Genomic DNA, 22,824 nt, shown 5'->3' on the forward strand with positions numbered 1-22,824 from the left:
CATGAAGCGGACACTGCTTTTCCTGCAGAACGGCACCGAGTGCAAAACCGTCTCCAAGCTTGAGGATACATTCGCAAGCCACGGTCTAGATATCGATTATCGCTGGGCCTACGATGGCGACTTCCCCAACGATCTAAGCGCTTATTCCGGGATATTCGTTTCCGGCAGCCCCCATGGCGCCTACGAAGATATTCCTTTCATCCATCGGGAGCATGAATTGCTACAGCAGGCCGAGCGGGCAGGCATTCCCATGCTCGGTATCTGCTTCGGCAGCCAGATCCTCGCCTCCGCGCTGTGTGGCCGTGATCAGGTCTTCCGGCGTTCGTTCTGCGAGGTCGGCTATAAATGGCTGAACGTGTCGGAGGCCGCAGCGAGCGACCCCATAGCAAACTCCCTCGGCGACCAGGTCTATATGTTCGTCTGGCACAATGACGAGGTCGCCGCGGCTCACCCCGACATGACAATCCTCGCCTCCACCGATCTTTGCCCCAACCATATCTGGCGATACCGCGACCGGCCGATCTGGGGGATTCAGGGACATCCGGAGATCTCCCGCGAACAGGCGGCGATCTGGTTCGAGGAAAACAGGAGCACCCTGGAGAAGGATGGCGCCGACGTCGAGCAGCTTAAGCAGGCCGCTGACGATGTCCTGCCCGCCAAGACGATGATTACGAAATTTGCTCGTTACTGCCTGGCCTGAACACATCATTGGGAGGAAACCAAGTGTCTAGAAGCCTGTTGTTGGCGGCTGTGGCCGCCGCTGGAATGCTCATCGCTTCCACGTCGCATGCAGAGGAATTCGTCTTCTCCAGCTGGGGCGGGACCTATCAGGAGGCGATCACGAAAGCGTGGATCGATCCGTTCCACGAAAAGACGAGGATCGATGTCGTCCAGGATACGAATCCGGAAATCGCCAAGATAAAAGGCATGGTCGACACCAACACCGTAAGCTGGGACGTCGTGACCGGCGGCGGGGACGCCCTTTCGCGCGGGAAGGCCGAAGGGCTGTTCGAGGAAATCACGCCGGAAATGGTCAATCAGGATCATGTTCTTGCAGAGGCGCGCCATCCCTATGGCGTTCCGTCGGAAATCTTCTCGACAGTCATCGGCTTCTCGACCGAGCAGTTCCCGGACAGCGGGCCGCAACCGCAGACGTTCGCGGACTTCTGGGATGTCGCAAAATTTCCCGGAAAACGCGCGATGCCGGACAGCCCTTCCGAGGTTCTCGAAATCGCGCTGCTTGCCGATGGCGTACCCGCCGATCAGGTTTACGCCGTGCTCGATACGCCGGAAGGTGTGAAGCGGGCCTTCGACAAGATCGCTGAGATCAAGCCGCATGTGTCCGTCTGGTGGTCTAGCGGCGCACAGCCCGTTCAGGCGCTGGGCAGCGGAGAGGTGACCATGGCGATCGGCTGGAATGGCCGGTTCCAGGGTGGCATCGACGAGAAGTTGCCGATCAAGATGACCTGGGGCCAGTCGGTTGCCCAGGTCGGTTATTTCATGATCGTCAAGAACGCTCCCAACAAGGATGCGGCCGTCAAGTTCCTGAACTACGTCGTTTCCCCGGAAGCGCAGGCGGAATTCAGCAAATATGTCGCCTACGGCCCGATCACCGAGAGCGCCATGGCGCTGATCGACGACGAAAGAAAGGCACGGCTGCCGTCGACGCCAGACCGTCTGAAGGGTGCGCTCTTCCTGAATACGGCCTGGTGGGGAGAGCACGCCACCGCAATGACCGAAAAATACACGGCACTGCTGCAGGACTGAGATCATGGTACAGACGAACTACTGGTTTTCCCGGGACGAATTCGCGTCCCGGGTAGCTCGGGTCCAGGCCGAGCTGAAGAAGGACGGCTTCGACGCCTTCCTGGCTTTTCTCCCGGAAACCGTCACCTATCTCACCGGTTTCTTTACGCGCGGATATAGCTCGTTCCAGTTCGCGATCATTCCGGCGTCGGGCGATCCGGTCGTGATCTGCCGGGATGTCGAAGAGTATTATCTCGATTCCACCTGCGTCTTCCCGGGGCGCGCCATGTGGAACGATTCCGATGACAAGTCCCGGGTGGCCGCTTCCGCTATCACGGCTTGCCTCGGGGACAGTCCGCGCCTCGCGGTCGAAATGGGCGCCTGGACACTTTCTGCGGCCCGTCTTTCCGGCCTGCAGGCTGCGCTTCCGAAATCGAGCTGGGTGGACTGCAGCCGGCTGGTTTCCTCCATGCGGCTGATCAAGTCGCCGGCTGAAATCGCCTATCAGCGCAAAGCGGCGGCCGCCGCCGAAGCGGGCATGCGGGCGGGCATCGAGACCGCGAAAGCCGGTGCGAGCGAGCGGGATATGGCAGCAGCCATCTGCGCGGCGATGATCCTCGCGGGCAGCGATTCCCCAGGCCCTGGCGTGCTCTCCTCCGGCGAGCGGGCTTTCCACCTTCACGGCGGCTATACGGATAGGGTCCTGCAGCACGGCGATATCGTGCAACTCGAAACGACGCCGAACCACCGGCGCTATCACGCACGCTTCATGCGGCCGATGAAGGTCGGAGGCGCGACTGACGAGGACATGCGGACGGTCGAGCAGCTCATCGGGATTCAGGACGAAGCGCTGGCCCAGGTCGCCCCCGGCGTGGAAGCCACGGTGCCCGACCGGATCTATCGTGAAGGCGTCCTGTCGGCCGGGTTGCGGGAAACCTACACCAACAAGACGTTCTATTCCGTCGGATTGCTGCTCGAGCCGAATGGCGGCGAGCCGCTTGAAGCCGCGCCCGGATGCACCTGGAGCTTCGCACCGGGCATGACCTTCCATACCTATGTGCTGGCAAAGGGCTTCGGGATGTCCGAAACGATTGCGATCACCGAGACCGGCTACGAGCGCCTGACGAACTTCCCCCGCCAGCTTTTCGTGACCTGACCATGATGACGACGGTAGCACGCAAATCGACCGCGCCTGCCTTGGGGCTTCTGCCCCTCGGCATCCTTCTGCTGGTCTTCTTCATCTGGCCTGTCGTCACGCTTCTCGGGTTGAGCTTCGGCCAGGATGAGTTCACGCTCGACTCCTATCGCCACCTTATTAATGTGCCCGTCTATCGCGCGGTGCTTGTCAACACGTTCACGATCTCGGCGATGGTGACGGCGCTTTGCGTGCTCTTCAGCTATCCGCTGGCCTATCTCATGGCGACCGTCAGCCCGCGCGTCCTGCGCCTTCTTCTGCTGGCGGTCGTATTGCCCTTCTGGACGAGCGCGCTCGTGCGCACGACGGCCTGGATCGTCATCCTTCAGCGCAATGGCGTTCTCAACGAAGTCCTGGTTGGAAGCTCGCTGATCTCCAATCCTCTCCCCTTTGTCTACAATCTCTCCGGCGTGCTGATCGGCATGACGCATGTCCTGATGCCATTCGTCGTGCTCCCGCTGTTCGCCGCCTTTCGATCCGTCGACCGTTCCGTGATTCAGGCGGCCGAGAGCCTCGGCGCCGGTCCTGTCCGGATCTTCTTCAAGATGCTACTGCCGCTCACTGCGCCTGGCGTGCTGGCGGGTGCCACGATCGTCTTCATGAACGCCATCGGCTACTACATAACGCCTTCGCTGATGGGCGGCCCCGGCCAGACGATGATCGCGCAGATGATCGACTTCAACATTTCCAAGCAGCTCAACTGGGAGCTCGCCTCCGCCCTTGCCGTCGTCCTGCTCATCTCGACGCTGATCGTCTTCTTCCTTTTCCAGAAGGTTTTCGGCCTCGACCGGCTGATGGCCCCGGGCGGTTCGGGCCGGGCCGGGGAGAGTTTCGCCGGCAAGGCGAAGCAACGGTCCATGGGGGGGCGCGTCGCGGTGGCCGCCGGCATACTCGTCGCCGTGTTTCTCATCCTGCCGATCCTCTTCGTTTTCCCGATGAGCCTTGGGGCTTCGCCCTTTCTCAGATTTCCGCCGGAAGAATATTCCCTCATCTGGTATCTGAACTTCTTCTCCAACGCGAAATGGCTGACGGCGCTCCTCAATTCATTGAAGGTGGCGGCCATCGCAGTCACCTTGTCGATCGTGTTGGGCACGGCGGCGGCGATCGCGCTCAACCGGATCGACAGCCGGTTTCGCAAGGTGATCGAGACCTATTTCCTCTTGCCGATGATCATCCCGACCATCATCGTTGGGGTAGGCCTTTTCTATTTCCTCGCGCCCCTCGGTCTCATCGGCGGCGCGCTCGGACTGGGACTTGGCCATGCCGTCCTTGCCAGCCCCTATGTCTTCCTGACGGTTCGCGCCGCGGTCCAGGGTTTCGACACGAACCTGGAGCAGGCGGCCATCGGGCTCGGCGCCTCCTGGCCGATGATGTTCCGCAGGGTCATGCTGCCCGCCATCGCTCCGGGGATCGGCGCCGGCGCCGTCTTCGCCTTCATTACGTCCTTCGACGACGTCGTGCTGGCGATCTTCCTCACGAATGTCCGAAGCCGGACCCTACCCAAGCTGATGTACGAAGGTGTCGCGCACGAGATCGATCCCACGATCATCGCCGCATCCGGACTCATCATCCTGCTGACCGTTTTCACGCTTGGACTCAACATGATCCTGACACGGAGGTCACATTGACTTTTTCAAGTCTCGGTAAGCCCGTCGGTATTTCGGGTATCGTAAAGAACTACGGCGCGCTCCGTGCTTTGGATGACGTCACGCTGGATGTCGGCGCGGGAGAATTCTGTAGCTTGCTGGGTGCATCCGGATCCGGCAAGACCACCTTGCTGAAAGTGATCGCGGGCTTCGAGGCGATCGATGCCGGCCATCTCCGGATCGGGGACCGGGATATCGGCCGGGTGCCGGTTTCGAAGCGCAATATCGGCATGGTGTTCCAGAATTATGCGCTGTTCCCGCATATGAGCGTGTTCGACAACGTCGCTTTCGGATTGGAGACCAGGCAGACGCCTCGATCCGAGTTGCGCGAGCGGGTCGACGAGACGCTCGCCATGGTTGGTTTGACCGGCTACGAGGAGCGCCTGCCGAGACAATTGTCCGGCGGGCAGCAGCAGCGGGTCGCGCTTGCGCGGGCGCTGGTCATCCGCCCGGATATCCTCCTGATGGACGAACCGCTCGGCGCGCTCGACAAGAATCTGAAACAGTCGATCCAGCTTCAGTTGAAGGCATTACATCGCCGTGTCGGGATTACGGTGATCTATGTCACGCACGATCAGGAGGAGGCGCTCAATCTTTCCGACCGGATCGTTGTCATGGATGCAGGCCGTGTGATCCAGGTGGGAACGCCCCAGGATCTGTATTTTAAGCCCGTCAATCGATTCGTCGCGGGCTTCCTGGGCGACTGCAACGTCTTCTCACGCGAGGACGGGAGCTGCTATGTCGTGCGCCCGGAACATCTGAAGGCTGGCACCCTTGCGCAGGATTGCGAGATCCGGCTCGTTGCGACCTTGACGGATGTCATCTTTATAGGGACCGGCTTGAGATTGATCATGTCGATCGGAGACGAGACGGTTATGGCTATCGCTGATATGCGTCAGCAGCCAGAGATTCCTCCGGCTGGCGATAAAATCTGCATAGGCTACAGTATAGAAGACGTCCTCCCTGTTACAGTTTAGAGCACCTCCGGTTCAATCCGGTTCATATTCGGAGGCCTTGAAGTAGTTGGCGCATTCGACGGGCGTGAAGAGCTCGATAATGAACTGACGGCATTCCAGGGGGGTATGGTTCGTGCGGCCCTTGCCCGTATTATCGCCTTGAGCTTGGCGAAGGCGTTTTTGATGGGATTGAAGTCTGGGTTGTTGATTGCGGGAGCCTTGCGCCGCCAAGCAAGCCGATTGAGGACGTCGACCACATGCTCCCCGCGCAGGTGCGGACCAACCTCGATTGCCAGCGCCTTACGCGTATGGATCTCGATCACCGTCAACGCCTGGAACGTGCGGACGATGGCCATCCACATAAGAGGATGATTGGCGGCTTCTTGCCAGCGTTTGTCTCTTCGGATGAAGGCCTGGGCGCGTCCTGCCATAATTTGCGCGATTTCAGTCGTTCAGTTCGTCGCCTCGTCCTCGACGACTTGGTGTGCAAGTGTGGGATAGATGCATATAGAAGACCGTTAAAAAGAGAGGAGAACGCATGAAGCGAAAGATTGTGCTCTCTGGCCTTTCATTCGCGGTGTTCACGAGCCTCTCGGTTTTGCTGAGCCCGTTGAAGGCCGCCCCCAGGGAGTTGAATCCCACTTTAGAGCCCGTGCAATATATCGATCTGGCGCGAGAGGCTTTTCGGACCGGAAGGAAGGAGGATGCGACATTCGTGCCCTATGTAGGACAGCTTCGCTATTGTGCCTAGCTTATCGCAAATCCTCCACTTGATCCAAGTCGGAAGCCCGCGCTGTTCGCTTCACTAATGGGAGTGGTGGCCCTGCCGATAAACAAGCATGAATTCGGTGATGTGGAGGAAGCGGTCGGGTTAATTGACGAGGCATTGGCGTGGGACGCGGCGAACCCGGACAGCTCGATTCCGAAAACTGCTCACGAACGCAGACGAGCTGGTTTGATGAGCTTGAGAAAGAAGATGTCAGAAAACTCCAGGTCGATCTAGGATCAACGTGAGGCTAACAGCTTAGAGAGCCGTTAGCCGGCTGAACAAGCCGTCTTTCCTATCTCGAGCCGGGAAATTATAAGTTGGTTGAATTTTATGAATAGATTATTGATCTCGTTTTCTTTTTTGATACTGCTGCTTGGTCAGCCCGCCATCGGGCAGGGGGCTTCAGAAGAAGAAAGAAATTGTATCGATCGGTCTGGTGGCGTTACCAGTGAAATGCTCAAGTGTGTGACGCTTTCGTACCAAACGGCCGACGCGAGTCTCAACAAGGCTTGGCTGGAACTATCTCCAAAGCTGGATTCCTTCCAGAAGAAAGCATTTCGTGAAGCCCAGCGTGACTGGATCAGCTTTCGCGATACGACATGCGCTGCGGAAGCCGTGCTTCAAACAGGCTCCTTTGCCAGCGTCGCATTGATCGATTGCAAGGCTCGCCTCACTTCCGAGAGGCTTCGCTGGTTCGAGTCTGCCCAGCCAGGCTAGAAACCACAAACGACAAGTAAACGTTGCCTGTAGATACCAGAAGCGGGCCGTATTGCAGGGCGAAGCTCTGCGAGCCGGAGAACGGTTAAATTGGAAACGCCGTAGTTCCAATAGGAACAGTTCGAATATTGGAGGATGGAATGCTCAGAACACTCGTGTTCGCATTGATTTTCAGCTTTTCGACGTCGTCGCCCAGCTTTTCACAGGACTACCCGTTCCAGGGACTTGCGGCGGACATTGCCATGAACACCCTGCACAACACCTTGTTGAATGCCTCTATTCGGTCGTCGCTTGAGGAGGGGGAAAGTGGCGCCGCCGAGGATGCTGCTTATCTGACCCGTTACAGGTCCAACCCGCAAGTCAGCGCCAGGGCGGAAGGTCAGTTTCTTGCCTTCGTTGAGAAGACCAGCGGTCCGGCGGGTGCTGCGGTCGTCAAGTTGGAGTTCGACAAGAGCAGTCCCGTCAAACTGTGGGCTGGCCTTGTTTCCAAGGACGGCCTTAAGCCAGGCGACGCGGTAGATGCGGTTGCCGCATACTGGATCCTCAATTGGATCATTGCCAATCAGGCACATGATGAGGAGTTTTCAACCAAGCCCGTACTGGATCAGGTGCGTGCCGCGTTGATGGGCAGTCCTCGATTCAGGAAACTGAGCGAAGCGCAGCGTCAGGAACTCTCGGAGGTGTTGATGATGAACTTCCTGATCCAGCAGGCGGTCTATAGCCAGGCCGTCACCACCGCAGACACCAGGATGCTCGAACAACTGAGCAGTGCAGCAGTACAACGCTTCTCCAACGAGGCTGGGACAGACCTGCGAAGGATCAAGCCTACACATGCAGGGTTTGTCACGAGATAGTCTGCTAGTTGGGGCGTGCCCCACCAGGCGGTGGCTGGCACTTTGGGAAACGCTATCAGCAGCTAACGAGTGGCGGCTGCGCGAAATGCCCGATCAAAAGCTGAACGAGCCGGACGCGAAAGCGCCGCCGCCGCTTCATTCAACCACTCCTCGATCTCCTGCCCGGCTTTCGGCTCCGGGCGGCCGGCTCCCTTACTGAAGGCCTGGATCGCTTGAGGATGCTTGCTGAGCGCGTATGAAACGCCTCCCGTGAAAAAGCCAACATCTTCTGCCCCAGGCCACCAGAGGCTTCCATCCTTTCGTTCAGCTCTCGCCAGGGCGTCTGGATCCGCCACCAGTGCCGCCCATTGCTTTCCCAGACGATTGGCTTGACCATCAGTCAACATGGACGACGTATATTGTCGTAAAGCCCTACCTGCTCTGAAGTCCTCAAGATAGTTTGCAACGCCGAGTGGATCATTGTCGACAGCTAGCGCCTGATTTTCGAGGTCTTCCAGGCCAGGCTTTCCCGCTGCCAGAAAGATCTCACCTGAAAGGCGTTGCGCTACGGTAGGTGTAGCTTCGAAATGAAAGAGCGTCACAAAGGCCAAAATCGCCACTACCTTGCCGCGGATCATCGTCATCCTCGCCTGTCCAAGTCCCCTGCCTACGGTCGACTCATTTCGCCAGCGAAAAACAACCGCTAAGCCGATAATGGTCAAGTTTGGATATTTTGTGTGGTGCCGTGAGCGTGCTGCAACCGTCGCCCTTCCTAACGGAATCCACCCGGCGGAATTATGTCCGCCGGACGCTTCGATATGCAGGCGAGGGATCGCGAATGGGATTTTGCTGCGGCGTTCATGCCTGTGTCAACGGCGGAGTAAAAACCGGCCTCGGGCCTCAGCGTGCCGGCCGCGCTTGGCATCTCATCGGGAAGTTCGCCTTCCGAGAAGATGAAGCCGCTGTCAGGTTCGAGAGCGGCGATCCCCTCGACGTTCTCGCTCTTAATCGCCGTCAGCCAGCCCGGCCCACCGGCCTGCTAATGCGAGAACAGGATGCCGGGGCCAGTCTTTGCGAACAGGGCTGCCATCGCATCCGAGATCACGCCGGCATCGTAGGGGCCGGTGTTCGGCGTCACTGAGCGGAAGAACTGGTCGAGCGTCTCCGGCTTGCGGTGAACTGGACGTTTTCGAAGTAATCCGGCCCCTTGCCGATGCGGAATTGATCGAAGAGCAACTGGTCGAACGAAGCGGGCTGGACCGTTGCGGCGACTGTGCTGTTGCCGGCGCGGCCACGAGGCGGCTGATCGACGGTATAGACCGGGAAATGTCGGCGCAGGAACATCGTCTGGAGGCCTTCGCGCCCATCCGGTATCCATACGCCGTGAACCGCGGAATTTTCTCGCGCGTGTGGGGCATTGCTGACGTATGATGGGGCTATTGTTTCAGGCGGCGATCTGAGCGGCGTCTTTTTCGGCCTGGCGCAGGTTCAGTTTCAGCACCTCCTGCACCCGCAACGCAAGGGATGGAAACCCACACCGCATGTCCATATGGCCCGTTGCAATCCACACGAGCCGATGCCATTCCGCGATTAGATGTATCGGGATGCGTCTTTAAGGTCAGCTTCATAATTGGCAACCGCCGTTCCGGCGTTTCTCTCACCTCGTCATCGTGAACATCGTCCGCTGATGCGTGAGCGGACTTTTCGGGATCCTCAAGTGAGAGATGACGGCTGCTCATTCGTTTGGCAGGGCGTAGCGAAGTATGCGCAGCTCGTCTTCATCCTCAAGTGAAACCTCCAGCACCTGGTTGATCAAGTCAGGCTCCGCCTCCAACTCCGCAAGGGCCTGCTCGAAGAGTTCGATCTGCATGTCTAAATCCATGCCGGGTGGGCCATTGAGGCAGATTAGCCCGGCATGGATGGCAACGTCTGCATACTGGCCCTTGGAACCGGGAGTGTCCTTTGGACCCCGAAAATCCACGGAGTTCTTGGTTACGAATGTCCAGTCACCCTGGAGGATGATCGGCTTCAGCTCCCAATCCTTGCGGCCGGCCAAACCTATCCAGACGATGTGGCTCGTTTCCCCATGACCTTTGCCGATTGCGAGTTTGGCAAGTTCCGGACTGAGGCATTCATCAATCAGAAATTTCATCCCGCCTTCCTGCGACGGGCGACACGGCGGTCGACGATGATAGTTGCGCCCTCGGGCAAATCGGAGGAGACGCGCGGCCGCCCACGAAGGGGGTTTGCCTCCGCGTAGATCGCAGCGAGACGCACCTTTTCCGCGTCAAGGCTTGGCCAAGTGTCCAGAATCTGCTCGATCGGGAGACCAGCCGCGGCGGAAGCGGCGACATCATAGACCGGAACACGCGTGCCATTGATGACCGGCGTGCCGCCTAAGATATCCGGCGATACCGCGACGAGTTCGCGAGCGGCCGCAAGATCGTCCAACCGCTTGCTTGTCTCCCGGACGAATGGAAGCAGGTCGATTGTCAGGAATTCGTCGTGTACAGTCCAATCCTCGCGCAGCAGCGCAGCCCAGGCGAGCGCCCGCGAGCGCGTGAGGCGCGGACCGACGGTCTTGATTGCAAAGAGCCGCTCCTCCGAGGTCAGGCGTCTGGCGCTCTCGAAGTAAAAGGCAATGAATGAGCACGCGCCGGCGAGAATGTGCCGGCCATTGTCGAGCGAGACAAACGCCTCTGGCAGGATATGTTCGTCGATGGCGCGGTTCACGTCGCGCAGGCTCACGCGCGAAACGACAGCGGCCTCGCTCGCCTTCAGCATTTCCGCAACCTCGGGCATATGGGCCTCCTGATTAATTCTTCCGATGGATCGGAATATATATTCCAGGCGCTACGATTACAAGATGTCGGGCTCGCGTTGGGCCATTCACACCTAGGCGGCGGCGTCGATCGCCTGGCTGCGGAGTGAAGACGAGAGAACATGATAGCCGACCGCCACGGCGATCTCCCGCACCTCTATTTATGTCCATGAAAGAACATTATAATGGACATTCAACGCGATGAGCTGCTTAGAAATGTGTAGGTCGCGAGTTCGGATCCCATCAAGAGCCCACGCATATATCCCAAGTGCCGGACAGAGCAGGTGCCGATCAGGATGCTTTGTGTTCACACCCGCTTGCGGGCAACAGAGTGCGTCATCTGCTTCCTGCGGGTACGTGACTGGTACTTTGTCCCGATGCGCATAAGCTTCTGGAAGGTCGGGCACTGCAGATGAGACGGGGCTGGGCAATCTGCTACATGCCGCATCATGGTCGCCAGCGCTCTGATTTGATCGGCGTTGCTTTCCAGCTCTGCAGCCCGAAGGTGCAACTCGTCGCGGGGAATGATGACGCTTCCAGTGCCGCGGCCACCGAACATCGGTCCGATCTCGTCGAGGGAAAACCCCGCCGCCCGTGCCATGTTGATCAGGGCCAGCCATTTGAGAACTGATGGATCATATTGACGACGCAAGCCCCGTCTTCCCACAGATTCGATGAGACCCACTTCCTCATAGTATCGGAGCGTCGAAGCAGGTAGGCCGCTTGCGCCGCTGACTTCGGCGATGTCCAGAAATTTCATACTTGACCTCAAGCGGACTTGAAGTCGTACCCTGCCTTTTTCCAGTGTGAAACGCAAGGAAAGCGGTGAAAGATGCAGCTGAGCAGACAAACGAATGCACTATCCATATGGCACGATCCACGTGCGCTCGCGTTGATGATCGCTGCCTCACTCACCGTGATGACGGCGGCCACGATCAGCCCTGCCTTGCCGGGGCTCGAACAGCAGTTTGCTGCCAACGAAACCAACGCGCTTCTGATCCGGCTGCTGGTCCCGGCACCTTCTTTGGCGGTCGTTCTGGTGGCGCCATTGTGTGGAGCGGTCGCTGATCGCTCTGGCCGCCGCTGTTTGCTGCTGCTGGGCTTGCTGCTGTTTATCGTATCGGGAAGTGCTGGCCTGATCCTGCCGACCTTACCGTTGATCCTGCTCAGCAGGATATGTCTCGGGATTGCGCTTGCCATGATCATGACGGCCCAGTCTGCGCTGATGGCAGACTATTTCTCGGGCGAGGCATTGCACGCTGTTTCAAGTGGTCAGGTTTCCGCGCGAAACTTCGGCGGTTTTGTCTTCATCGTGATTGCGGGGCTTCTTGCTTCGGTACAGCCGAGGCTTCCATTTGCCGTATATGCGATGCCAGCACTCGCTCTTCCGTTTTTCTGGCGCGTTATCGTCGATCCACCGGCTTTCAGATCGGCGGGCGAAAAGCCCGCACAGTCCAATTCCGGTGAAACGACGAAGGTCGTCTTCCTGCTCGCCTTTGGGCAAATGGTCTTGACGATGCTGTTTTTCGTCATGCCCACGCAACTGCCGTTCTTCTTGTCCAGCCGTGGCTATACATCACCGAGCATGACAGGAGCCGCCCTCGGAACGCTTATGGTCGCCGGCGGCATTGCTGCGCTTGGCTACCCTCGGGCTCAGGCCTTCTTCGGCAATGCCGGTGTCTGGGCGCTCGGTTTCGGCCTTATGGCGCTCGGTTTCGCAGCGCTCGTCGCGGGAGACACTACGACGGCGATTTTCTTGGGAAATGCTGCGGTTGGCGCGGGTTATGCGCTGGCAATTCCGGGATTTGTCGCTCTATCGCTCTCGCGGACGCCTCCAGGCCGCCGCGGACAAACCGCTGCGATTCTGACGGGATCTGTGTTCTTGGGTCAGTTCCTGTCCCCATTTCTTAGCAATCCATCGATTGAAACGTTTGGCTGGCGCATCAGCGGTCTTGGGCTGGCGGCCGCGCTAGGAACGGTTGGGGTTGTCTGTGGAGCGGTTTCGATACTTCGTACACGCAGTTCCTGAACACTTTTCATAAATGGAGCCCTGGTTGATTGCGTTTGTGGAGTAGTGCTGTGGACGCCTGCACTCCGGCGACAGGGACCGCGGATATGCCTGGTGAAGAGGTTTGGCTGGTCGGCGAGTGGCGTTCGAGCGGGGAGCGCAAATATTATCTCGCCAATCTGCCCGCCGATGCCACGCTCAAACGACTGGCCGGCGCGATCAAGGCCCGTTGGGTCTGCGAGCAGGCGCACCAGCAGATGAAAGAGGAGCTCGGCCTTGACCACTTCGAAGGCCGATCATGGAAAGGACTGCATCGTCACGCCCTGACGACGATGATCGCTTATGCCTTCCTCCAGTATCACCGCCTTCAGATCGCAAAGCGGGGAAAAAAAGAAGAGGCGTCAACAGAACGGACCACCTGAACCAACCCTGCCGGCATTCCGGCGCGCCGTCATCGCAGCCCTGACCTTGATAGAAGCGGAAATCCGATGTCCGCATTGCCTCCAAAAGATCGGCCGCCATCCTTTCAATGTATCCATCCGGCGAAGGCCGCGGGGTTTATGATTTCGGCTCGTCTGCCATGATGCGTTCGATCCTTGCAGGATCGCATTGCTCGTCCACAAGGAACTGTCGGACACCGCCATCCCAGGTGCGGATATCGGCGAGGAATTCCTTTAGACTTTCGATGCCCCGGTCGGTGAAGGTCGTGATGCCCTCTTCGCTGCCGTCATAGGCATGGATCATCTCGCCGTAGTCGATGTTGTCTGAGTTGCTGGCAATTTCCTGGACGAGTTCGAGGTTCTCGCCGATCAGCGTGGCGACGTATTCGATCGTGTAGACATGGGTCGGTCGCGCCATCAGGCCGCCATCTGCCGTACGCTGCCGGCGGCGGTCCAGTTCCACGGCAACAGTTCCGGCAGTCGTGACACGGGAAGGTTGGGCATGCGGGCGAGGACATCCGCCAACCAGGCCTGCGGATCGATATCGTTCATCTTTGCCGTGACGATCAGGGAATACATGAAGGCAGCGCGCTCGCCCCCACGCTGGGAACCGGCGAACAGCCATGCCTTTCTTCCGCAAGCCATTGCCCGTTCATTCTGCCCATGTCGGTCAGGAATTGGAGGTTCATTACCGTTGGCATCCCTATTTTGGCCGCAAGGTCAGCGTGCGGCGGGTAGAGCATCGAGCGACGGGCCAATTTCTTAAGGTGAAAGGTCCATCGGGTCTCGTAGTTTCGATGGCTGCCTGGATGCTTGATCCGGTGATTTGCGCCGGGATGACTTTGGGCGCGCAACAGGTCGATCTCTTGGCATTGTCCGATCTGAAGAGGCTGGTCACGGTAGCCGCTGCTCCCCCAAACTCCCAACGCGATAATGGAATCGCTTGGGAGAAAGTCGATGAAACAACACGACGCGCCCGCGCTGACCTCGGGCAGACAGATGAGCCTGATATTCGAGCCCCGCCGGGTGGACGGGATGAAAGAAGCGGACCGGGCGAAGGTCGTTTTGACGCTTGCCCAAGTCCTGATGCAAGCTGCCGGCATCCGAGTCGAGGAGCTTGCCGATGACAAGCGCTGATCTGCTCCCGGCGACCGTGCTCCAGCGTAAGGCGGTCGTCTATGTGCGCCAGTCGTCGCAGTCCCAGGTCATGACCAATCTGGAAAGCCAGCGACGCCAGTATGATCTGGTCGACATCGCGCGCAAGTACGGCTTTGCCGACATCGAGGTCATCGACGACGATCTCGGGCGATCCGCGAGCGGAACGGTGGCACGGCCCGGCTTCGATCGTCTGGTCGCGTGGCTCTGCGCAGGCAAGGTCGGGGCCGTTCTGTGCTTCGATGCGTCGCGGCTCGCGCGCAACGGGCGCGACTGGCATCATTTGCTCGAACTGTGCGGGCTTGTCGAAGCCCGCGTCATCGATCGTGACGGCGTGTACAACGCCTGCCATCCCAATGATCGCCTGCTCCTGGGCATGAAAGGCAGCATCAGTGAGTTCGAGTTGGGCGTGTTGCGGGCAAGGATGCTCGATGCCGCCAGATCGAAGGCGCGGCGAGGCGAGCTGCGCCTGTCGGTTCCGTTCGGCTATGTATGGCATCGCGAGGCAGGCCTGGGACTTGATCCCGACATCCGTCTGCAAGAGGTGATCCGGCTTATCTACACCCGCTTTCGCGAACTTGGCAGCGCCCGCCAGGTGCTGTTGTCGATGAAAGCCGAGCAAATCCACTTCCCCCGGCCTGCTGATGAAGGCCGCATGACGAACTGCGTCTGGCAGCCGATCCGCTACCGTAATGTGATCAGTGTGCTAAAAAATCCATTCTATGCGGGCGCTTATGTCTATGGCAAAAGCGAGAAGCGAACCTTAATCGTTGAGGGGCGAGCTCGGCGGACCTACGGACATTACAAGCCGGCGGGCACCTGGGAGGTGATGATCAAGGATCATCACGAAGGCTACATCGGCTGGGAGGAATATGAGCGCAACCAGAAGCAGTTGGCGCTCAATGCCTACGGTCGCAGAGATGGTGTAAAGTCGGGCCGTGGGGGCAAGGCGCTCTTATCGAGCCTTCTGACGTGCGCCCGTTGCGGCCAACGTCTGAGTGTTTGCTATAGGGGTGGCCCGATAAGCCAGCCGGCCTACCGCTGCGACAAGGGTAATTTGGCTGGGCTGCCTCGTTGTATGATCTTCGGTGCTCCGAAGATTGACACGGCGGTGGCACGAGAGCTGTTACGAGCGGTAGAACCCTTAGCGATCGAATCCGCGATCGAGGCGGAACGGATGCATCGGAAACAAGCAGATGATCAGCGCCAGATCCTGGATCTGGAACTCCAGCAGGCCCGCTACGAGGCCGGCCTTGCCGAGCGGCGCTACGCGGCATGTGATCCTGACAATCGTCTGATCGCCGCACAGTTGGAGAAAAACTGGGAAATCGCGTTGCGCCGCGTGCGTGATTTGGAGACGCGCCAGCCCGCCGAAAACCCGACGACCATCGCGGTTGATCCAGATGCTTTCGTCAACCTGGCGGAAAACCTGTCAGCGGCCTGGAATGCTCCTTATGTGACGATGCGCGCCCGCCAGCAGCTTCTTCGAACGCTGATCGCAGACATCATCGTCGATGTCGACGATGCCATACGCGATGTCGTGCTCACGATTCATTGGCGGGGTGGCCAGCACTCGGAACTGCGTGTTCGCAAGCCGCGCTCCGGCGAACACGGCAGCGCGACAGCCGAAGATGCACTGGAAGTCATACGCAGCATGGCGGGTCGCTGGTCAGATGAGGATATCGCCGCCACACTCAACCGAATAGGCTTTCCCACCGGCCAGGGAAAGACCTGGACAGCCCATCGGGTCCGCTCTGTTCGTTACGTGCGTGGCATCGATGCCTACCGTTCAGCGGACAAAAATGGCGAATGGCTCACGCAAGCAGAGGTCGCGAAAGCGTTGGGCGTCTCAAGCTATATGGTACGACGCCTTGTTTCCACAGGCGTTCTTCCTGCAGTCCAGGTTGTTCCGCGAGCGCCCTATCAAATCCGGGCCGTCGATTTGACGTCCGAGCCGGTCAGAGCGGCGATTGCCCGGAAAGGTCGCCCGTTGCGCGATGTTGACGCGGACACGCTTCCAATGTTTACAGACACTTAACGAAGGGGTGCATAATGAAACACGTCTCGCCACGCCGCGCAACGCTCTTTCCGCGCAATTGTTCGTCATGCAGATCCTGCCGTCGTCGGCATACCGGGCGAAGTCGGCCCAGCGTGACAGCACGTAGTCGATCGGCCCGGACACCGGCGACGAGCGCGAGAGGCTGGCCCGCTCGGCGCGCAACCATTCCTCCATATCGTTCAGCAAGGGCTTGCTCTTCTCCTGCCGGACGACAAGCCGCTCGGCCGCGCTCAGGCCGTTGATATCGCGCTCGATGGCGAACAGGGCATCGATGCGCTTCACGGCCTCAAGGGCTACCGGCGAGATCGGCTTGGCACCCTTGCCCCGCCGGGCATTGCGGGCGACATCGGCCAGTTCAAAGAACTTCCGGCGCGCATGGGCGAAGCAGAACGCGGGCGTTGCCGGCATCTGCCTCCTCGTCCGGTCGAACAGCGGATTGAAGCCGTTGTAGCAATCAGCCTGAAGGATGCCGCTGAAGTCGGCCAGATGCTTTTGCGGGTGTTCTCCGCGCCGATCGCTGGAGGCGTAGAAGACCGCTGCCGGCGGCGCAGGCCCGGCGAATGGCCGATCGTCACGCACGTAAACCCATATTCGCCCGGTTGTGCAATGGCCCTTGGCCAGGATCGGGATCGTCGTGTCGTCGCCGTGAAGCCGTTCGGCTTCGAACACATGCGTCTCGATCAGGTCGAAGACCGGCTTGAGGGCAAAGGCGACGTGTCCGACCTGATCGGCGAGCGTCTGGGTCGACAGGTCGATGCGCTCACATTTGAAGCGCGTGCTCTGGCGGTTCAGCGGGATGTGCTGCCCGAACTTGTCGAAGACGATCGTGGCCAGAAGGTTTGGGCCGATGAAGCCGCGCGGTGTGGCGTGGAAAGGCGCGGGAGCCTGGCTGATCGCCTCGCAATCGCGGCACGTGAACTTCTCGCGCACCGTCTCGATCACCTTGAATCGGCGCGGGATCTCCTCCAGCGTTCTGGTGACGTCCTCGCCCAGCTTCGATAGCCGCGATCCACCACAGCAAGCGCAGGCTGTCGGTGCGTCGAGGACGATGCGCTCGCACTCGATATCCTCCGGCCAGGGCTGGCGCACTGGCCGTTTACGCGTGAAGGCACGCACTGCCTGCGTTTTGGGCGCGGCCTCTTCGGCCGCCAGTTCGTCCTCGGTTGCCGACGCGGCGAGTTCTTCGAGCTGCAATTCCAACTGGTCGATCAGCCGCTGGGTGCGCTCACGACCCGGCCCGTGCTTGGCCCGTTCCAGCTTGCCGATCAGTAATTGCAGATGTGCGATCAGCACCTCGGTGCTCGACAACCGCGCCTTTGCATTGGCGGCTTCCGCCTCGGCCTGCATACGCGCCGCGCGCTCGGCCAGCAGCGCCGCATGGGCGCTGGTAAGGTCCGATGGCAGGCAAAGCGGCGGCAGAACAGAAAGACCCAGCGCTGAACTTCCACGCCGACACAAGAGTGTCGATCGGCGCTTCGAGAAGTCAGAAGTACGCGCAAAGTGGCGTTTATCAAATTGCCCTTCACCTTGGCGCGGCGTGACGAAGGATGCAGCCCAGGCACGACGTCTGTTGGCACTCGGGTCGATCTAAGAGGGAGGCTCACGTTCCGATGCCGCTCGCCTCGGCAACGTCACGTTCCAGATCGTCCGGGATTGGTTCAGCCGCACGGTGAGCACTGTCAGCGCTTGGCGGGTCTCCTCCGGCACCTCCGGCCATTGCGGCGTCCCTGCCGTCTTCCTCCGCTTTGGACCCTAGAACAGACGAACTGGTACGGACTGGTGAGGCATCGATATCTCTCCGGCTCGTTTCGTGAGAGACCAACGCTGCGTCCATTATCGCAGATTGCGATGAGGCATCGGCGGCTTCCAGTCGCTTTGCCACCGGCGGTCCAAAGTTTGGCCCCAGAGCAATCAATCTCCGGGGCGACCGCGTCAGCCAAAAAAGTGCAGGAGTTTTCAATAATGGCCAATGTAGGCAAACGCTTCGCCGAGCGACAACTTACGAGCCTGTAGATGCAGACAACCTACTACAGTTCAGACGACAACCGTCCCTCGCGTTGCGGCCTGCGGATAAATCGTTCCACAAGTTCATCGTTCCATTCTACATATTCAATATGAAGGCCATCAGCATGGCGCGCATATAGCATCCGTCCCGTCGGAACATTAACTATTGGCTGGGTTATGGTTGCTCCACTGGCAAGCAACTCTGCTTCGATAGCCTGGAGGTCGTGAACTATCACTGGGCCATGGCTATCCCGGATAGGAGCTAGCGATTCCTCAGTGCCTGCGACGACAAACATGTCTCCAATCCCCGCAAGGTCCCATTCGCCGAAGCGAAACCGTAAATGTGCTTGGCGGCCGTGGAGCCGCTCGAGTGCGACCAGGGTTGCATTGCAGTCGGTCGAAAACATCCGTGCATAGGTTTTGAGGATCATACGGCACCTTCTTTATTGATCACTATAGAACTATGCTAATTGACTCGCATTGGTCAATGGTTTTTTAGTGAGTGATATGAAACAGCTTAAAAACAAGGGCGGCCGTCCACGCGGCTTTGATCGGGACGAAGCAATCAAGACCGCGATGTATCTATTCTGGAAGCATGGATATGAGGGCGTCTCCTTAGTCATGCTGACAGAAAGTATCGGCGTAGCCCCTCCCAGCCTCTATGCTGCGTTCGGATCCAAAGCCGAACTTTATCGTGAGGCTTTGCACCGATACTCGATGATGGCCCAATTATCGCTTTCGCAGGAAGATGGAGTACGGCTTACCCTCGATGAGGCCGTTGCGCAGTTATTTGACAAGGTCATCGACAGGGTAACGTCCGAGCAAGGCGAGCGCGGTTGCATGATTTCATTGGGTTTGCTTACCAGTCATCCAGATCACAGCGATTTAAGCGAGGAGCTCGCGGCGCGGCGAGGGGACATGGCCGCAAACCTTGATCATGAACTTCGGTGCTGGTTGTCACCAACTCTTTCCGGGAAGGTTGCACGCTTTCTTTGCGCCGTCCTGCAAGGTATCGCCGTTCAGGCTAAAGATGGTGCGGCGGCACATGATCTTCGCGCGACGGCAGAGATTGGTCGCGCGGGGGTGACAGCAATTATAGAGCCACAACCGCAGACAACATCCTAATGTCCATTCTCTAATATGCCGCGTCCACCAGTTGCGCGTCGTGCGCAACGATCGTTTACGGGTCGGTGCGGCATCATAGTGAGATAGCATCCAGGGAAGGTAACAATCCGCGCGCGAGCTCTTCAATCGACGACCGCTGTGCTAACCGGTGGCCAGATGACAAAACCGCGATTGTTGAAACTCATCTTGCGCTCACCGTGGCGGTATCGTTACTGCATCACCTTGATGAACTGACGTAGGCACGTACAGGCGTTGGAAGCAGACGTCGGGTCGGATCCCCACTGAAACGCTGCATGTGCTCGGCGACTGCATGGACGACCTCGATTGTGGCGGGCGCGAGCCAAATTCCGATCCTACCTGAATGCATCGGCGAAGCGGCGCATTAATCGCACCAGATCAGCAATATCCTTTTCATCCCAAGTATCGAAGATCGCTCGGCTCATCCGCTCTCGCGCCGCATCGATCTTGTCCGTCATGAGCTTTCCTTCGGCTGTGATAATCGCTTCGCGAACTCTTCGGTCGGCAGCACTACCGCGGCGGCTGACAAGGCCAAGGCTATCAAGCTTCGCGACCTGACGACTGACCGTTGTGTAATCCAGCCCGACCCGCTCGGCGAGTTCGACAACGCCGATCGGCCCCATTCGCTCGACTGCGACGAGGAGCCGAAACAGTGCGCGATCCAACGAAATCCCGGCCTCGCGAACCAATTCGTCGTCTTGCTGCGGCCGGTTCATCGCGCTGACGATCTCGATCAATGATCCATGCAGATCGCGCATCAGTTCTGATGTGCGTGTATTTTGCACATTATTTGTTGACATCAGGCTCTCCCTCTTGTTATGTGCATAATACACACATGGAGACGAAAATGACAAATGATTTCACTGCAGATGTACTCATCTGCGGAGCGGGGGCGGCTGGCCTGACGCTCGCCATCGAACTCGCGCGCCGCGATATTTCCTTCCGTTTGATTGACCGATTGGCAGTGCCTTTCAATGGTTCCCGCGGCAAGGGCATACAGCCCAGAACACAGGAAATCTTCGAGGACCTCGGCATTTTGGACAAGGCGGTAGCAGCCGGGGGCATCTACCCACGCCAACGGACCTATCGCGATGACGGGAGCTACACCGATGCTGATATGGCCGAGATCATCCAGCCCACCCCAGCAGAGCCCTACCATCTGGCGCTTATGGTTCCGCAGTTCGTGACTGAACGCAATTTACGATCGCGCCTGATCGAACTTGGTGGTCGAGTGGAATTTGGCTGCGAATTGAAGGGGTTTGAGCAGGACAAAGATGGAATTACCGCGCGTATCGGCCATTCTGAATACGAAGAGGTTGTTCGGGTGCGCTGGTTGATTGGCGCCGATGGCGGGAAAAGCTTTGTCAGACGTTCTCTCGAGATCGGCTTCCCCGGTAAGACGCTCGACGCTCGTGCAATCGTCGCCGATGTAGCGTTATCCGGGCTTTCAGATGAGGTCGCGCATCGTTTCGCCAGAGACGGCGACATGAGCCGGCAGGTATGGGTTGGCCCTCTCGCCGGCACGGACCTGTTTCAAATCCAGGCACCTGTCACCAAAGACGCACAAGTTGATCTCTCCGCGCATGGACTGACGATGTTCCTGGCCGATCGAACGGGCCTCAATGACATCATTGTCCACACTGTTCACTGGGCATCAGACTATGAGATGAATGCTCGCCTGGCCGACAGCTATCGGGTGGGGCGCACCTTTCTGGTCGGTGATGCCGCCCATGTCCATCCACCGACGGGAGGCCAGGGCCTGAACACCAGCGTGCAGGATGCCTACAATCTCGGATGGAAACTTGCGGCCGTGGTGCGAGGTGCCCCTGACCGGCTACTCTACAGTTACGAGGAGGAGCGGCGCCCGGTTGCCGGAGCCATGCTTGGACTTGCAACCAAGTTGTTGGACGCCCAGAAGGCGGGGGAAATGCGGCGTGGTCGTGAAGTCCGTCAACTCGACATCGGTTATCCATTGTCGCCGCTCTCAGTAAACTGCACCGCGGCCCGAGCTCCGCTGCCGGCTGGCGATCGCGCTCCTGATGCGCCGTTGCGAGGCGCAGGGGGGCAAATTGAACGCCTTTTCAGCCTGTTTAAGGGCGTCCATTGGACATTGCTGGCATACGAAGCCGGGCAGCAAGCATTTGAGCCGCGCGAAGGCTTGCATGTTCACCGGATCGGGTCTGGTGGGGAGTTTTCCGACGAGTGGGGGCATTTCAAAGACGCCTATGCGCTGAAGCCTGGCGACTGCATTCTGATCCGCCCGGACGGGTATGTCGGCGCAATCTTTGACGCCGATCGAACCGACGAAATTGAGGTGTATCTCGCGGAGGCAGGTCTGCTCTCTGTCAATGGAGAGAGCAAATGAGAGCGGCAATAGTATCAGCGATGGGGATTGAGCCAACGTTAGGCGAGATCGATCCGCCTATCCCGCTAGAAGGGGAGAACCTGATCAAAGTGACTGCGGCAGCAATCAGCCACGTCACCAAGGCTCACGCTTCCGGCGTCCACTACAGCGCGAATGGCGTGTTTCCGTTTGTTGTCGGCATTGATGGCGTAGGCAGGCTCGATGACGGTAGGCGCGTGTACTTTGCTCTTCCCCGTTCTCCCTTTGGCAGCATGGCGGAGTTTGCGGTCGCAGATACCCGTCTTTGCGTACCTATACCGGCCGGTCTCGAGGATTTTACTGCGGCAGCCATCGCCAATCCGGGAATGTCGTCCTGGGCGGCGTTGACAGAACGCGCCCGTTTGCAAAGGGGAGAAACCGTTTTGATCAACGGGGCTACGGGGACATCCGGCCGTCTCGCGGTGCAGATCGCGAAATGGCTTGGCGCCGGTAAGGTGCTGGCAACCGGTAGAAACCCCATCGCGCTTGAAGAGATAAGACAGAGCGGCGCAGACGAGATCATCCCGCTTGGGGCAGAACCCGAAACTCTCGACAAACGATTGATGAAGGAGTTTGCCGAAGGCGTCGATATCGTCATCGACTATCTCTGGGGTAAGAGCGCCGAGCGCCTCCTGATTGCTGCTGCCAAAGCTGGCTCCGGCGCATCGCCAATGCGCTTTGTTCAGGTGGGCTCTATCTCTGGTTCGGAAATTTCACTGCCAAGCGCTGTACTACGGGCGTCAGCAATCGAGTTGATGGGCAGCGGGAATGGCAGCGTGTCTGCTGACAAGCTCCTCGAAATCACTAGCAAGGTGTTGCGGTCTACCAGACCGGCCGGGCTGGATATCAGTTTCAGGAAAGTCCCTTTCGCTGACTTTGATGCTGCATGGCCGAAGAACGATAGCACGTCACGAACTGTTTTCGACCTCAGCCAGGGAGCAAAGTGAAG

General features: G+C 58.8%; 20 protein-coding genes and 5 pseudogenes. 14 read left to right on the plus strand and 11 right to left on the minus strand.

Features of this window, described 5'->3' with window-relative positions; genetic code table 11:
• Nucleotide 1 precedes the first annotated feature (1 nt).
• Genes K0P03_RS20170 through K0P03_RS20190 form a run of 5 tightly spaced genes read left to right on the plus strand, consistent with a single transcriptional unit; the run spans nt 2 to nt 5,564 of the window.
• Nucleotides 2-700 carry a type 1 glutamine amidotransferase gene (locus tag K0P03_RS20170; RefSeq protein ID WP_024270700.1) on the plus strand — a complete coding sequence of 233 codons (699 nt, stop codon included), beginning with the start codon at nt 2-4 and terminating at the stop codon, nt 698-700.
• A gap of 23 nt (nt 701-723) precedes the next feature.
• Complete coding sequence (locus K0P03_RS20175; RefSeq protein WP_024270699.1) at nt 724-1,767, plus strand: ABC transporter substrate-binding protein; 1,044 nt, start codon at nt 724-726, stop codon at nt 1,765-1,767.
• Between the two features lie 4 nt (nt 1,768-1,771).
• Nucleotides 1,772-2,902: a M24 family metallopeptidase gene (locus tag K0P03_RS20180; RefSeq protein WP_023514372.1), complete on the plus strand. Its 1,131-nt coding sequence runs from the start codon at nt 1,772-1,774 to the stop codon at nt 2,900-2,902.
• A gap of 2 nt (nt 2,903-2,904) precedes the next feature.
• A complete protein-coding gene (locus tag K0P03_RS20185) occupies nt 2,905-4,569 on the plus strand; it encodes an ABC transporter permease subunit (RefSeq protein WP_272790518.1) in 1,665 nt (554 codons plus the stop codon).
• Complete coding sequence (locus K0P03_RS20190) at nt 4,566-5,564, plus strand: ABC transporter ATP-binding protein (protein ID WP_272790519.1); 999 nt, start codon at nt 4,566-4,568, stop codon at nt 5,562-5,564. Before K0P03_RS20185 ends, K0P03_RS20190 begins: the two co-directional genes overlap by 4 nt.
• 12 nt (nt 5,565-5,576) lie before the next feature.
• Here K0P03_RS20190 and K0P03_RS20195 read toward each other — a convergent pair.
• A pseudogene (locus K0P03_RS20195) lies at nt 5,577-5,746 on the minus strand (IS630 family transposase); the annotation flags it as partial.
• An 896-nt stretch (nt 5,747-6,642) separates the two neighbouring features.
• On the opposite strand from K0P03_RS20195, the gene K0P03_RS20205 reads away from it, so the two are divergent.
• Both K0P03_RS20205 and K0P03_RS20210 read left to right on the plus strand, forming a co-directional pair.
• Complete coding sequence (locus K0P03_RS20205; protein WP_272790520.1) at nt 6,643-7,029, plus strand: lysozyme inhibitor LprI family protein; 387 nt, start codon at nt 6,643-6,645, stop codon at nt 7,027-7,029.
• A gap of 140 nt (nt 7,030-7,169) precedes the next feature.
• Nucleotides 7,170-7,883, plus strand: a complete 714-nt coding sequence (locus K0P03_RS20210) for a DUF6683 family protein (RefSeq protein ID WP_272790521.1) — start codon at nt 7,170-7,172, stop codon at nt 7,881-7,883.
• Nucleotides 7,884-7,945: 62 nt separating this feature from the next.
• On the opposite strand, the gene K0P03_RS20215 is transcribed toward K0P03_RS20210, so the two are convergent.
• The 5 genes and pseudogenes from K0P03_RS20215 to K0P03_RS20235 form a co-directional block, all read right to left on the minus strand.
• Nucleotides 7,946-8,506, minus strand: a complete 561-nt coding sequence (locus K0P03_RS20215; protein ID WP_272790522.1) for a hypothetical protein — start codon at nt 8,504-8,506, stop codon at nt 7,946-7,948.
• A 245-nt stretch (nt 8,507-8,751) separates the two neighbouring features.
• Nucleotides 8,752-9,233: pseudogene (locus K0P03_RS20220) on the minus strand (alpha/beta hydrolase); the annotation flags it as partial.
• Nucleotides 9,234-9,597: 364 nt separating this feature from the next.
• The gene (locus tag K0P03_RS20225; RefSeq protein ID WP_050746638.1) at nt 9,598-10,014 is read right to left on the minus strand and encodes a DUF5615 family PIN-like protein; all 417 of its coding nucleotides are present in this window, start codon (nt 10,012-10,014) and stop codon (nt 9,598-9,600) included.
• Nucleotides 10,011-10,664 (minus strand): DUF433 domain-containing protein, encoded by a 654-nt coding sequence (locus tag K0P03_RS20230; protein ID WP_130521163.1) that lies wholly within the window; start codon nt 10,662-10,664, stop codon nt 10,011-10,013. The genes K0P03_RS20225 and K0P03_RS20230 overlap by 4 nt, the downstream gene beginning before the upstream one ends.
• A 326-nt stretch (nt 10,665-10,990) precedes the next feature.
• Nucleotides 10,991-11,443, minus strand: a complete 453-nt coding sequence (locus K0P03_RS20235; protein ID WP_130521160.1) for a helix-turn-helix domain-containing protein — start codon at nt 11,441-11,443, stop codon at nt 10,991-10,993.
• Between the two features lie 72 nt (nt 11,444-11,515).
• Here K0P03_RS20235 and K0P03_RS20240 point away from each other — a divergent pair, with 72 nt between their 5' ends.
• Nucleotides 11,516-12,712, plus strand: coding sequence for an MFS transporter (locus K0P03_RS20240; protein ID WP_272790523.1), 1,197 nt, complete (start codon nt 11,516-11,518; stop codon nt 12,710-12,712).
• A 74-nt stretch (nt 12,713-12,786) separates the two neighbouring features.
• Nucleotides 12,787-13,275 (plus strand): annotated as a pseudogene (locus K0P03_RS35675) (hypothetical protein); the annotation flags it as partial.
• On the opposite strand, the gene K0P03_RS20250 reads toward K0P03_RS35675, so the two are convergent.
• Complete coding sequence (locus tag K0P03_RS20250; protein WP_130521167.1) at nt 13,250-13,549, minus strand: hypothetical protein; 300 nt, start codon at nt 13,547-13,549, stop codon at nt 13,250-13,252. The pseudogene K0P03_RS35675 and the gene K0P03_RS20250 overlap by 26 nt on opposite strands.
• Nucleotides 13,549-13,782, minus strand: a pseudogene (locus tag K0P03_RS20255) (transposase domain-containing protein); the annotation flags it as partial. The pseudogene K0P03_RS20255 and the gene K0P03_RS20250, both read right to left, overlap by 1 nt.
• A 306-nt stretch (nt 13,783-14,088) precedes the next feature.
• On the opposite strand from K0P03_RS20255, the gene K0P03_RS20260 reads away from it, so the two are divergent.
• Together K0P03_RS20260 and K0P03_RS35680 are read left to right on the plus strand one after the other, a co-directional pair.
• On the plus strand, nt 14,089-14,268 hold the full coding sequence (locus K0P03_RS20260) for a hypothetical protein (protein ID WP_130521156.1): 180 nt from the start codon (nt 14,089-14,091) through the stop codon (nt 14,266-14,268).
• Nucleotides 14,255-16,324, plus strand: a complete 2,070-nt coding sequence (locus tag K0P03_RS35680; protein ID WP_272790524.1) for a recombinase family protein — start codon at nt 14,255-14,257, stop codon at nt 16,322-16,324. Before K0P03_RS20260 ends, K0P03_RS35680 begins: the two co-directional genes overlap by 14 nt.
• Nucleotides 16,325-16,351: 27 nt before the next feature.
• Here the strand turns inward: K0P03_RS35680 and tnpC are convergent.
• Nucleotides 16,352-17,779: pseudogene (gene tnpC / locus K0P03_RS20270) on the minus strand (IS66 family transposase); the annotation flags it as partial.
• Nucleotides 17,780-18,372: 593 nt separating this feature from the next.
• Nucleotides 18,373-18,780 (minus strand): VOC family protein, encoded by a 408-nt coding sequence (locus K0P03_RS20275; RefSeq protein WP_130521152.1) that lies wholly within the window; start codon nt 18,778-18,780, stop codon nt 18,373-18,375.
• Nucleotides 18,781-18,856: 76 nt separating this feature from the next.
• Between K0P03_RS20275 and K0P03_RS20280 the strand changes: the two genes are divergently transcribed.
• Nucleotides 18,857-19,474, plus strand: coding sequence for a TetR/AcrR family transcriptional regulator (locus K0P03_RS20280; RefSeq protein WP_130521150.1), 618 nt, complete (start codon nt 18,857-18,859; stop codon nt 19,472-19,474).
• Between the two features lie 353 nt (nt 19,475-19,827).
• Here K0P03_RS20280 and K0P03_RS20285 read toward each other — a convergent pair whose 3' ends face one another.
• Entirely contained in the window at nt 19,828-20,295 is a 468-nt protein-coding gene (locus K0P03_RS20285) for a MarR family winged helix-turn-helix transcriptional regulator (protein WP_130521165.1), read from the minus strand.
• Nucleotides 20,296-20,339: 44 nt separating this feature from the next.
• On the opposite strand from K0P03_RS20285, the gene K0P03_RS20290 reads away from it, so the two are divergent.
• A complete protein-coding gene (locus tag K0P03_RS20290) occupies nt 20,340-21,857 on the plus strand; it encodes an FAD-dependent oxidoreductase (protein WP_130521148.1) in 1,518 nt (505 codons plus the stop codon).
• Nucleotides 21,854-22,822: a quinone oxidoreductase family protein gene (locus K0P03_RS20295; protein WP_130521146.1), complete on the plus strand. Its 969-nt coding sequence runs from the start codon at nt 21,854-21,856 to the stop codon at nt 22,820-22,822. The genes K0P03_RS20290 and K0P03_RS20295 overlap by 4 nt, the downstream gene beginning before the upstream one ends.
• Nucleotides 22,823-22,824: the final 2 nt, after the last annotated feature.

Origin of the sequence: Shinella sp. HY16 (genome assembly GCF_028534175.1) — a bacterium.
In the GTDB taxonomy this organism is placed as follows: domain Bacteria; phylum Pseudomonadota; class Alphaproteobacteria; order Rhizobiales; family Rhizobiaceae; genus Shinella.

Excerpts from the sequence above, each read along its gene's own strand:
- K0P03_RS20170 (WP_024270700.1), top strand. The coding sequence starts at position 2 with ATGAAGCGGACACTGCTTTTCCTGCAGAACGGCACCGAGTGCAAAACC.
- K0P03_RS20180 (WP_023514372.1), top strand. The coding sequence starts at position 1,772 with ATGGTACAGACGAACTACTGGTTTTCCCGGGACGAATTCGCGTCCCGG.
- K0P03_RS20185 (WP_272790518.1), top strand. The coding sequence starts at position 2,905 with ATGATGACGACGGTAGCACGCAAATCGACCGCGCCTGCCTTGGGGCTT.
- K0P03_RS20205 (WP_272790520.1), top strand. The coding sequence starts at position 6,643 with ATGAATAGATTATTGATCTCGTTTTCTTTTTTGATACTGCTGCTTGGT.
- K0P03_RS20210 (WP_272790521.1), top strand. The coding sequence starts at position 7,170 with ATGCTCAGAACACTCGTGTTCGCATTGATTTTCAGCTTTTCGACGTCG.
- K0P03_RS20215 (WP_272790522.1), bottom strand. The coding sequence starts at position 8,506 with ATGACGATGATCCGCGGCAAGGTAGTGGCGATTTTGGCCTTTGTGACG.
- K0P03_RS20225 (WP_050746638.1), bottom strand. The coding sequence starts at position 10,014 with ATGAAATTTCTGATTGATGAATGCCTCAGTCCGGAACTTGCCAAACTC.
- K0P03_RS20230 (WP_130521163.1), bottom strand. The coding sequence starts at position 10,664 with ATGCCCGAGGTTGCGGAAATGCTGAAGGCGAGCGAGGCCGCTGTCGTT.
- K0P03_RS20235 (WP_130521160.1), bottom strand. The coding sequence starts at position 11,443 with ATGAAATTTCTGGACATCGCCGAAGTCAGCGGCGCAAGCGGCCTACCT.
- K0P03_RS20240 (WP_272790523.1), top strand. The coding sequence starts at position 11,516 with ATGCAGCTGAGCAGACAAACGAATGCACTATCCATATGGCACGATCCA.
- K0P03_RS20250 (WP_130521167.1), bottom strand. The coding sequence starts at position 13,549 with ATGGCGCGACCGACCCATGTCTACACGATCGAATACGTCGCCACGCTG.
- K0P03_RS20260 (WP_130521156.1), top strand. The coding sequence starts at position 14,089 with ATGAAACAACACGACGCGCCCGCGCTGACCTCGGGCAGACAGATGAGC.
- K0P03_RS35680 (WP_272790524.1), top strand. The coding sequence starts at position 14,255 with ATGACAAGCGCTGATCTGCTCCCGGCGACCGTGCTCCAGCGTAAGGCG.
- K0P03_RS20275 (WP_130521152.1), bottom strand. The coding sequence starts at position 18,780 with ATGATCCTCAAAACCTATGCACGGATGTTTTCGACCGACTGCAATGCA.
- K0P03_RS20280 (WP_130521150.1), top strand. The coding sequence starts at position 18,857 with ATGAAACAGCTTAAAAACAAGGGCGGCCGTCCACGCGGCTTTGATCGG.
- K0P03_RS20290 (WP_130521148.1), top strand. The coding sequence starts at position 20,340 with ATGACAAATGATTTCACTGCAGATGTACTCATCTGCGGAGCGGGGGCG.
- K0P03_RS20295 (WP_130521146.1), top strand. The coding sequence starts at position 21,854 with ATGAGAGCGGCAATAGTATCAGCGATGGGGATTGAGCCAACGTTAGGC.